Origin of the sequence: Paenisporosarcina sp., from assembly GCF_049671445.1 — a bacterium.
Taxonomy (GTDB): Bacteria; Bacillota; Bacilli; order Bacillales_A; family Planococcaceae; genus Paenisporosarcina.
Genome location: NZ_JBATUX010000038.1, coordinates 1 through 10,118, shown reverse-complemented (window position 1 = coordinate 10,118; position 10,118 = coordinate 1). Strand labels below are relative to the sequence as shown.

The window sequence follows — 10,118 nt, the reverse complement described above, 5'->3', positions numbered from 1 at the left end:
GTAATGGAATTTGCTATTTCTTTCAATAGCATCGTTTTACCCGCTTTTGGCGGTGCTACGATAAGTCCACGTTGACCGAAACCAACAGGTGCTACTAAGTCCATTATGCGTGTCGATAACTTGCTTGACTCTGTTTCCAGTTTAATATGACGATCTGGATATAATGGTGTTAATGCAGGGAAATGAACTCGTTCTTTCGCTGAATCTGGGTCTTCACCATTTACTAATTCTACATGTAATAATCCGTAGTAACGCTCATTCTCTTTTGGAGGACGCACTTTACCCGTTACTTTATCACCGTTACGTAAGTCGAAACGGCGAATTTGTGAAGCGGAAATATAGATATCTTCAGAACTCGGAGAATAATTGATGGGGCGCAAGAAACCGAATCCTTCAGATTGAATGATTTCTAGGACACCTTCCATGAAAAAGTAGCCTTCTTGTTCTGCACGTGTTTTTAAAATAGCAAAAATAAGTTCTTTTTTAGTGAGTTTGCTGTAGTACGAGATTTTGAACTCGCGTGCTAACGCATACAGTTCTTTTAACGTCATACTTTCTAGTTCAGCAATCTTTAAGGTTGACATAAAATGGCACCACTCTTTACATATTTTGTTGTGTCGATTCAAGTTGAAAGGTAGGATTGGTTCTGCAAGAATTGATTTTAGTAGAAGATGCCTGACCAAGGAATGGCCAGGCACATATTTTTGAAGTTAGTCTTCCATCATAAGATGAGGTTTTTTCTTCAAGCTATGACGCCCTTCTACGAAACGGACTGTGCCTGATTTGGCACGCATAACTAATGAATGAGATTCTGCATAAGCACCTTTGAACTGAACGCCACGCAGTAATTCTCCATCCGTTACTCCCGTTGCCGCAAAAATTGCATCGTCGCCTTTTACAAGGTCTTCCATACGGAATACACGGTTTATGTCTAGACCCATACGGATACAACGTTCTAATTCTTGCTCATTTGTAGGTACTAGTTTACCTTGAATTTCGCCACCTAAACATTTTAATCCAACTGCAGCAATAACACCTTCTGGAGCACCGCCAAGTCCGAATAAAATATCTACGCCTGTTTCATCAAACGCTGTGTTGATAGCTCCCGCTACGTCTCCATCATTAATTAATTTAATACGAGCACCTGATGCACGAATTTCATCAATTATTTTTTGGTGACGTGGTCGGTTTAATATCGTTGCCACAACGTCTTCAATGTCTTTATTTTTCGCACGTGCAACAGCTCGCAGGTTATCCGTTACAGAAGCATTAATATCAACTTGGCCTCTAGATTCTGGTCCTACTGCTAGTTTGTCCATGTACATGTCTGGTGCATGAAGTAAGTTCCCTCTATCAGCAATGGCTAAAACAGCTAAAGCATTCCAACCACCTGAAGCGACTATATTTGTACCTTCTAGAGGATCTACAGCTATATCTACGGCTGGTCCACCTAGTCCAAGACCTAATTCTTCACCGATGTATAACATAGGTGCTTCGTCCATTTCGCCTTCGCCTATTACAACGACGCCTTGCATCGGGATTGAGTTGAAAACGTTACGCATTGCTGTAGTTGCAGCATCGTCCGCTTCATTCTTCAAACCTCGGCCCATCCAACGTGCCGAAGCAATTGCTGCTGCTTCTGTTACACGTACTACCTCCATTGATAAACTGCGTTCCATGTGGTGTGTTCCTCCCGTTGTCCGGTCATTTATTTACATAATTCTACCCCTGTCATTATACCATATGTGACAAGGGCTAGAATTTTTATTTTTTGTTTTCTTTAGGAGAATTCTCGTCTTCGATTGTTTCACGACGAATATCTGCACCAAGTCCTTGTAATTTGTCAATTAATGAACTATAGCCGCGTTCGATATGATAGATGTCGCGTATTTCAGTTTCACCTTCAGCCAATAATCCTGCTAATACCAGTGCAGCTCCTGCTCGTAAATCAGATGCACGAACTGAAGCAGACTCTAGTTTTGTTGGACCAGAGATAATAGCTGTACGACCTTCAACTCGAGCAACGGCATTCATACGTTTCAATTCATCAATATGCTTGAAGCGTGCTGAATAAATCGTATCTGTAATTACAGAAGAACCTTTTGCTTGAGTCATTAAAACTGAGAATGGTTGTTGTAAATCCGTTGCAAAACCAGGATACACGAGAGTTTTTACATCGATTGCATGCAAGTTCTCTGATTTTGGAATGAAGATACTTTCTTCGCCTTCTTCAATTTTGACGCCCATTTCACGCAGTTTCGCAGTTAATGCTTCAACATGGAATGGAATGACGTTATCAATGGTGATTCCGTCTCCAGCTGCTGCTGCCATAATCATAAATGTTCCTGCTTCGATTCTGTCGGGGATAATGGTGTGGTTCGTCCCGTGTAGTTCTTCAACACCATCAATACGAATAACATTGGTCCCTGCACCCTTAATTTTCGCTCCCATGTTGCTTAGTAACGTGGCAACATCAATAATTTCAGGTTCTTTTGCAGCGTTCTCAATCGTCGTTTGGCCTTTTGCCATGACAGCAGCCAGCATGATGTTAATTGTTGCACCTACACTTACAACGTCTAAATAAATTTTGGCACCGCGCAACTCATCTGCACGCAGATAAATAGCACCATGTTCGTTTGTAACTTTAGCTCCAAGTGCTTCGAAGCCTTTAATATGTTGGTCGATTGGTCGTGGTCCTAAGAAACAACCACCTGGTAAACCAATGACTGCTTTTTTGAAACGTCCAAGCATAGCACCCATTAAATAATACGATGCACGCAATTTCTTCACGTTACCATTCGGCAATGGCATATCTTGCATTTGAGACGGATCAATATGCATCGTACCGTCTTCTATAGATACTACTCCACCGATTTCCTCCAGCAATTCCTTCAGTGTTCCAACATCAGAAATATCCGGCAAACCTTCAATTGTGACTGCCGAATTCGCTAGGATTGAAGCTGGTATTAAAGCAACAGCACTATTCTTAGCCCCACTTACTTTAATTGTTCCTTGTAATCTTTTCTGACCATTAATTTTATATACATCCATTTATTTCACCTACAATCAATTCAAGAGTTAACTTATTGTGCACTATTTCTGTTATTCCAATCCGCTAAAAATGCTTCAATTCCTTTATCCGTTAAAGGATGTTTGAACATTTGTTTCATCACGTTAATTGGCATCGTACCAATGTGTGCACCATGAAGAGCAGCGTCAGTAACATGTTGAGGATGACGAATCGATGCTGCAATAATTTCTGTATCAATATTATGAATGTCAAAAATTTGCGCAATCGTCCCTACTAAATCCATCCCATTATGACCGATATCGTCTAAGCGGCCTAAGAATGGTGAAACATATGATGCACCAGCACGTGCTGCAAGAAGTGCTTGGTTTGCACTAAAGATTAAAGTGATGTTTGTTTTAATGCCTTCTTTTGCAAACACAGAACATGCAGTTAAGCCATCTGGAGTCATTGGCAATTTCACTGTAATGTTTGGAGCAATGGCAGCTAATTCGCGACCTTCTTTAATCATTCCTTCAGCATCTAATGCGATAACTTCAGCGCTTACTGAACCATCAACAAGTGCTGTAATTTCACGCAAGCGATCGTGGAATGAGATGTTCTCTTTTGCTACAAGTGTTGGATTCGTCGTAACACCAGACAGAATTCCCCAAGCATGTGCTTCTTTTATTTCTTCAAAGTTTGCAGTATCGATAAAAAATTTCATTTATTATTTCCTCCGAATTATGGAAAAGAGGAGAAGGCCGTAAGTCTTCAACACGGTCGCTTCTCCCGACATTTTCTACTTTTATTTTAAAATTACGCTTTTCCAGAACTTCCGAAGTCACGCATTTTTCCTTGTACTGTTTTCTTAATTGCATCACGAGCAGGCGTTAAATATTTACGTGGATCATACTCTTCTGCATCGCCATTAAAGAAATCACGAATGGCTTTCGTTGCTGCAATTTGGTTTTCTGTATTAACGTTAATTTTCGCTGTACCTAAAGAAATCGAACGTTGAACATCTTTTACTGGAATTCCAGTTCCACCGTGTAATACTAATGGTAAATCAGATAATTTCGAGATTTCTTCCATTTCAGCAAAGCCTAAATTAGGTTCGCCTTTGTAAGGACCATGAACCGAACCTAGCGCTGGCGCTAAACAGTCAATATCAGTACGTGAAACTAGTTCAGCACATTCCTTTGGATCTGCATAAATAACGCCTTCAGCGATAATATCATCTTCTTGACCGCCAACAGTCCCAAGTTCTGCTTCGACAGACACGCCATGTGCGTGTGCATATTCCACTACTTGAGATGTAATCGAAATATTTTCTTCTAATGGGTGATGAGAAGCATCAATCATTACTGATGTGAAACCAGCATCGATAGCCTCTTTACACTTATCAAAACTTGAACCATGATCTAAATGAATTGCCACTGGTACAGTAATTTTATAATCATGCATTAACCCTTTTACCATGTGAACAACAGTTGTAAACCCACCCATATATCTAGCTGCTCCTTCAGAAACGCCTAAAATCACAGGAGACTTTTCTTCTTCAGCTGCCATTAAAATAGCTTGAGTGAACTCTAAGTTGTTAATGTTGAATTGTCCAATTGCATAGCCTTCTTTTTTACCTTTGATCATCATGTCTTTCATAGATACTAAAGCCATTGAGGAATCCTCCATTTCATTGTCTATAATCTGGTTACAAGCGACAAGTTTTTATTTCTCGTTCGTAAGTTTCCACTTTTCTAAATAACTAATTGCATTGGTTGGAAAGATTAATGTTCGTTTTACATCTTTCCAAGACCTTGTGCCGTTTCGCAGACAAGCTTGTGCTTGTGCCCACGGTACGTGAGTGATAATGGAGTTCGACCCGATTTCGCAATTCTAGCCTTCCGTCGAAACAATTCAAAAATATGTTTTTGATCGTTTCTCCTAGAATTGACTGAAGTTTGCACAGGGTTCTCCACTTTTCTATTAAATCATAACAAAAACAGGCAGTGTTTGCCACTGCCTGCGTGTTTCAATCTTTTAACATTCCGTTTACAGCATCTCTCACTTCGTAAATATCAAACGGTTTTGTGAAGTAGTGAGACGCACCTAAATCCATTGCTTCTTTAATTAAGTCTAGTTCGCCGTATGCCGTAATCATGAGAACCGGCACATCTGGAGTGCGCATTTTAATGCGTTTCAATATTTCGATTCCGTCCATCCCCGGAATTTTCATATCTAAGAGGACACCATCCAACTTGATTTTCTCAGCTAATTCTAATGCTTCAATTCCATTAGCAGCCAGATATGTAGTGTATCCTTCTCGTTTGAACACTTCGTTCAGGAGCAAACGAATGCCTTGTTGATCATCCACAATCAATAACTGTTTCATGAAAGTTCCCCTTTTTCACGTTTATCCTAATACCATTAATTCTACAATCTTTTCCATATTCCTGCATTAAATAAATATTTTTCATATTTCTTTGTCATTTGGTAAAAATTTAGCTCTCTCATAATAATACATTATAATCCATTTTTTATGTTAAAGATTATAAATATATTATATTTCGTTAAGTCTTTTATTGAAAAAGTGAGTTTAGTCCTTTCTCTTAGAATGTTTATACTGCATGGTGAGCCTTCTTGCTTATGTGGAGTGACCAAAGATTTTTTTGATTACTAGAGAATTGTTACTCTTTTTATTAAGATGTTCGGTCGAAGATGCAATTTCGACCTCTTTGTACTTACTTTCTTTCAGACCATTCATTAAAGAGTAATAAGACTGTGTGACATTTTCTAATCTGAGGCAAAGAGGTTTTCAGTACGCTTCGGACGTTTCCTCTGCGCCACTCGCCCCACTCCTATTTTTTTTGATCATTTTGCGGCGGGGATTCGTCCTTCGCTCCCTTTCAACCTTAGAGCTCAGCGTATATTTGATTTTGGTTACTAGAGAATTGACTCTCTCTTACATAGATATTCGGCCGAAGATGCAATTTCGGCCTCTTTTTTCTTACTTTATTTCAGATCTCTCTTCAAAGATAGTAGTGACATTCACTATAAAGCAAAATAGACAGTGTTTAATGTTGAAATTCCATTTTTTCATTCTTCCGATAAATCTCAGTCTGACTTATAGAGGTTGACGTCTGAAAAAATAGCGTTGACGTCTGAGAAAAACACCTCCACGTCTGAAAAATGTGCATTGACGTCTGAAAAACGCGAATAGCACAAAATTCGGTGTACTACGCTGACACAGCTAGTTTTCTAGTGCGCTTCAGACGTTTCCTCTGCCTTCGCTCCCTTGTAACCTGAGAGCTCAGAGTATATATGAGAGATGACACTCTCTTTACATAGATATTCGGCCGAGGATGCAATTTCGGCTTCTTTCTGCTTACATTATTTCAGACCTTTCTTTAAAGTTAGTGGTGATGCTTATTATAGAGAAAAAATAAACGGCGGCAGGCGCACACTCAATTGTTCCTCAAATTGAGCGTGCGCCTGATCCCGTGGGGGTAGTTCTTTAACGTGATAATATGCTAATCGCTAGCAGGACACGTCCTGCGATAAAGAGACACAATCGCCCCTCAAATTGTGGCTCTCATCTACACTCCCCACACTCGCGGGCTATTTATAAAAAGATATCTCCAAATAAAGAAATGCAATAGCCTCCGAAATTGTATCTTCGGCGGCTTATTTTGTTAAATTTTGTGACTGTTATTTAGTTCAAAAAAAATCCCGCTCTTTTTTTCAAAGGAGCGGGATTTACTATTATTCGCCTAATGCCGCTTTAATAAATTCACGGAATAATGGTTGTGGGCGTTGCGGACGCGAGATGAATTCTGGGTGAAACTGAGATGCGACGAAGAATGGGTGATTTGGAATTTCAATCACTTCGATTAATCGGCCATCTGGGCTCGTACCAGAGAAGATGAAACCAGCTGCTTCAAATTGCTCGCGGTATTCGTTATTAAACTCAAAACGGTGACGGTGACGTTCGTACACCAATTCTTGTCCGTAAGCTTCATATGCTTTAGTGCCATGCACTAGTTTACATGGTTGAAGTCCTAAACGTAATGTTCCGCCTAAATCTTCGACGTCTTTTTGTTCAGGCAATAAGTCGATAATTGGGTATGGTGTTTCTGGATTTAATTCTGACGAATGTGCATCTTTTAAATGTAAAATATTACGGGCAAATTCTACTGTTGCCAGCTGCATACCTAAGCAAATACCTAGGAAAGGTACTTTGTTTTCACGTGCGTAAGCAGTTGCTGCAATTTTACCTTCTACTCCACGGTCACCGAATCCACCAGGAACTAATACGCCGTCGACATCGTTTAAGAATTCTGCAACATTTTCTTCGTTAACGTGTTCTGCGTTAATCCATTTCACTTCAATGTCTGAGTCAAAAGCAAATCCTGCATGTTTCATTGCTTCAACAACTGAAATGTAAGCATCTTGTAATTCTACATACTTCCCTACTAAACCAATGCGTACTTTTTTCGATAAGTTTTGAACTCGATCAACTAAAGCTGTCCAATCCGTCATATCCGCTTCAGGAGCTTTAATGCCGAAATGGTCTAATACGATTTGGTCCATATGTTGTTCTTGAAGCATTAATGGTACTTCGTACAATGATTCTGCATCACGTGCTTCGATTACTTCGCTTGCTTTAATGTCACAGAACAAAGCGATTTTATCTTTCATATCTTGTGGCACTGCATATTCAGTACGAACCACGATGATATTTGGTTGAATTCCTAAACTACGCAATTCTTTAACACTATGTTGAGTAGGTTTTGTTTTCATTTCTCCAGCTGCACGAATGTATGGAATTAACGTACAGTGAATGTACATAACGTTTTCTCCACCGAAGTCACCTTTCATTTGGCGAATCGCTTCTAGGAATGGTAGTGACTCGATGTCTCCAACCGTTCCACCGATTTCAGTGATGACTACATCTGCATTTGTTTCTTTCGCAACGCGTACTAAGCGTTCTTTGATTTCATTCGTGATGTGTGGAATTACTTGAACTGTTCCACCTAAGTAATCACCGCGACGTTCTTTTTTAAGGACTGCTGAGTAAACTTTACCTGTTGTCACGTTTGAGAATTTACTTACGTTGATGTCAATAAAGCGTTCATAGTGACCAAGGTCTAAATCCGCTTCTGCCCCGTCGTCCGTTACGTATACTTCCCCATGTTGATAAGGACTCATTGTTCCTGGGTCTACGTTGATGTATGGATCGAATTTTTGAATCGCAATGTTGAGACCACGATTTTTAAGTAAGCGACCAAGTGATGCCGCTGTTATACCTTTACCTAGTGAAGAAACTACCCCACCGGTTACGAAAATATATTTTGTCAAAGCTAACTCCTCCTATTATGGTGAATGTGATTTTCTGAATTTTACAGCTTTTTTTGCAGGAGTTCTTAGTTCGAGCTTCACAGGCAGTAAAACTACTTGTCCCGTTTGGCTTTTCAAATAAAAAAGCGCCCCACCTGCAGTGTTTGCAGGGGGAGCGCATTATATAAGCGTTCAATCTCCCTTTTTAGGGAGCCCAAGTAAAAGAGTAATCCGAATGACCAAATAAGTCAAGACCTATTATAGTTCATCCTCATCTTCTTCTTCATCTTCATCTTCTTCATCGACAACGATTTCAAATTCATCAGTGGTCGTAAGAAGTTCTTCTGCAACCACTTCTTCTATTTCCACTACTTCATCATCTTCGTCTTCGTCATCATCATCGTCATCATCTAAATCAAAGTCTTCTACGTCTTCAACGAATTCATCGAAGTCCTCTTCAAATGCGATTTCATCATCATCTGTATCGTCTTCAATATCATCATCATCTTTAGATGTTTTTGATTTCTTCTTGCGGACTTTGACAGTTGGAGCTGTTTCTTCTTCAATTTGTTCAACCGGGTACCACTCGCGTAAGCCCCAACGGTTTTCAGAAATTGCAAGGAAACGACCATCAATGTTCATATCTGTATAATACTGAAGTTTACGCTCTTTCATTTGTGCTTCAGTAAACTTGTTTAATTTTTTAATTTCATCAAGTAATTCTTGTAAAGTTAGAGATTCGTGTTTTTCTTCTAATATTGCATGTCCTAAATCGATAAACGATTCTTCACTTAGTTGTTCTTTTGTCATTTCGCGAAATTTCAAAACGTGCACGTCCTTTCTACATACGTTGGCATAGTACCCATTATATACAAACCTCAATCAAATATGCTACTGTGATTTGTTGTTTTTTGATTCTCGTATTTTGAGCCAGCCAAAATAAAACAAGTAAATCGATAGTATTATTAACGGAATGGATCCCATTTGTTTATTATACAGGAAAAATGTTGAAACGAAGCATGTCAATATCACGATAAAATGTATAAAAGCTTTCATATGTGACAACCTCCCCATTCTTCTTGTTCTATTATACCTAAAACTACTAAAATGTCGTTGAATAACCATAGGAATATAAAAAATAATTATTAAATTTCTATATTTCTTGTTTTGGTAAAGTATGACATAATTATGCTTAGTAAATACGTAACGAAAAGGAAAATATATGAATAAAAAACTGAAAATTATAAGTATTTTACTTATTTTGTTATTAATTGGGTTCCAGTACAGTATCGTACTCGATGGTCAAAAATCACTACCTTCTCAAAACTGGAGCCGCTCCTTTACAACAAATGTGAGTCCAGGTAATTACGCTACGATTAAAAGTATTCCTACCAAAAACGGCAATGCTATTAGCTTACTCGATTTTAACAAAATGGATTTCCTTACTTGTACCGATAACTTGCAGTGTAATCAAGTTTGGTCGAATTCAGAATTAAATCCGTATAAAAACACTTGGAGTGACGGGGAAAATACATATTTTATCAAAGAAGATTCCTTAATACATTCTACTTCTAGTGGTGAAGTTACAATCGCTGAAAATGTGGAGAACTTCGCTAAATCCGATGAAACACTCATGTATTGGCTTAAGGATCAACAAGTTGTCATTCAACAAGATGCTAAAGAGTCCATTTCATATACGGTAGAGAATCCAGTTAATACCGGCATGATTGTGGATGAACAAATTTTTATCGTCACGCAAAATACGCGTGATAAT

8 protein-coding genes and 1 pseudogene are annotated in these 10,118 nt (G+C 38.9%); 1 reads left to right on the top strand and 8 read right to left on the bottom strand.

The features are described 5' to 3' along the window. From WBG45_RS06065 to rpoE, 8 genes are all read right to left on the bottom strand, one after another. Window positions 1-584, bottom strand: a 584-nt coding sequence (locus tag WBG45_RS06065; protein ID WP_424412922.1) for a Rho termination factor N-terminal domain-containing protein, incomplete at its 3' end; no start/stop codon positions are given. Between the two features lie 126 nt (window positions 585-710). Beyond that, window positions 711-1,679 (bottom strand): class II fructose-bisphosphatase, encoded by a 969-nt coding sequence (glpX, locus tag WBG45_RS06060; protein ID WP_024535573.1) that lies wholly within the window; start codon window positions 1,677-1,679, stop codon window positions 711-713. An 85-nt stretch (window positions 1,680-1,764) separates the two neighbouring features. Next, window positions 1,765-3,051 (bottom strand): UDP-N-acetylglucosamine 1-carboxyvinyltransferase, encoded by a 1,287-nt coding sequence (locus WBG45_RS06055; RefSeq protein WP_424412920.1) that lies wholly within the window; start codon window positions 3,049-3,051, stop codon window positions 1,765-1,767. Between the two features lie 32 nt (window positions 3,052-3,083). Further along, window positions 3,084-3,734 carry a fructose-6-phosphate aldolase gene (gene fsa, locus WBG45_RS06050; protein ID WP_424412918.1) on the bottom strand — a complete coding sequence of 217 codons (651 nt, stop codon included), beginning with the start codon at window positions 3,732-3,734 and terminating at the stop codon, window positions 3,084-3,086. Window positions 3,735-3,826: 92 nt separating this feature from the next. Beyond that, window positions 3,827-4,684, bottom strand: a complete 858-nt coding sequence (locus WBG45_RS06045; RefSeq protein ID WP_424412916.1) for a class II fructose-bisphosphate aldolase — start codon at window positions 4,682-4,684, stop codon at window positions 3,827-3,829. 355 nt (window positions 4,685-5,039) lie between these two features. Further along, window positions 5,040-5,399: a response regulator gene (locus WBG45_RS06040; RefSeq protein WP_424412914.1), complete on the bottom strand. Its 360-nt coding sequence runs from the start codon at window positions 5,397-5,399 to the stop codon at window positions 5,040-5,042. A gap of 1,370 nt (window positions 5,400-6,769) precedes the next feature. Continuing rightward, on the bottom strand, window positions 6,770-8,365 hold the full coding sequence (locus tag WBG45_RS06035; protein ID WP_424412912.1) for a CTP synthase: 1,596 nt from the start codon (window positions 8,363-8,365) through the stop codon (window positions 6,770-6,772). 237 nt (window positions 8,366-8,602) lie between these two features. Beyond that, complete coding sequence (gene rpoE, locus WBG45_RS06030) at window positions 8,603-9,169, bottom strand: DNA-directed RNA polymerase subunit delta (RefSeq protein WP_424412910.1); 567 nt, start codon at window positions 9,167-9,169, stop codon at window positions 8,603-8,605. 397 nt (window positions 9,170-9,566) lie between these two features. Between rpoE and WBG45_RS06025 the strand changes: the two are divergent. Beyond that, a pseudogene (locus tag WBG45_RS06025) lies at window positions 9,567-10,118 on the top strand (hypothetical protein); the annotation flags it as partial.

What these genes read in the sequence shown, in the direction of transcription:
- fsa (WP_424412918.1), bottom strand. Translation starts at nt 3,734, where the DNA reads ATGAAATTTTTTATCGATACTGCAAACTTTGAAGAAATAAAAGAAGCA.
- WBG45_RS06040 (WP_424412914.1), bottom strand. Translation starts at nt 5,399, where the DNA reads ATGAAACAGTTATTGATTGTGGATGATCAACAAGGCATTCGTTTGCTC.
- WBG45_RS06045 (WP_424412916.1), bottom strand. Translation starts at nt 4,684, where the DNA reads ATGGCTTTAGTATCTATGAAAGACATGATGATCAAAGGTAAAAAAGAA.
- glpX (WP_024535573.1), bottom strand. Translation starts at nt 1,679, where the DNA reads ATGGAACGCAGTTTATCAATGGAGGTAGTACGTGTAACAGAAGCAGCA.
- WBG45_RS06055 (WP_424412920.1), bottom strand. Translation starts at nt 3,051, where the DNA reads ATGGATGTATATAAAATTAATGGTCAGAAAAGATTACAAGGAACAATT.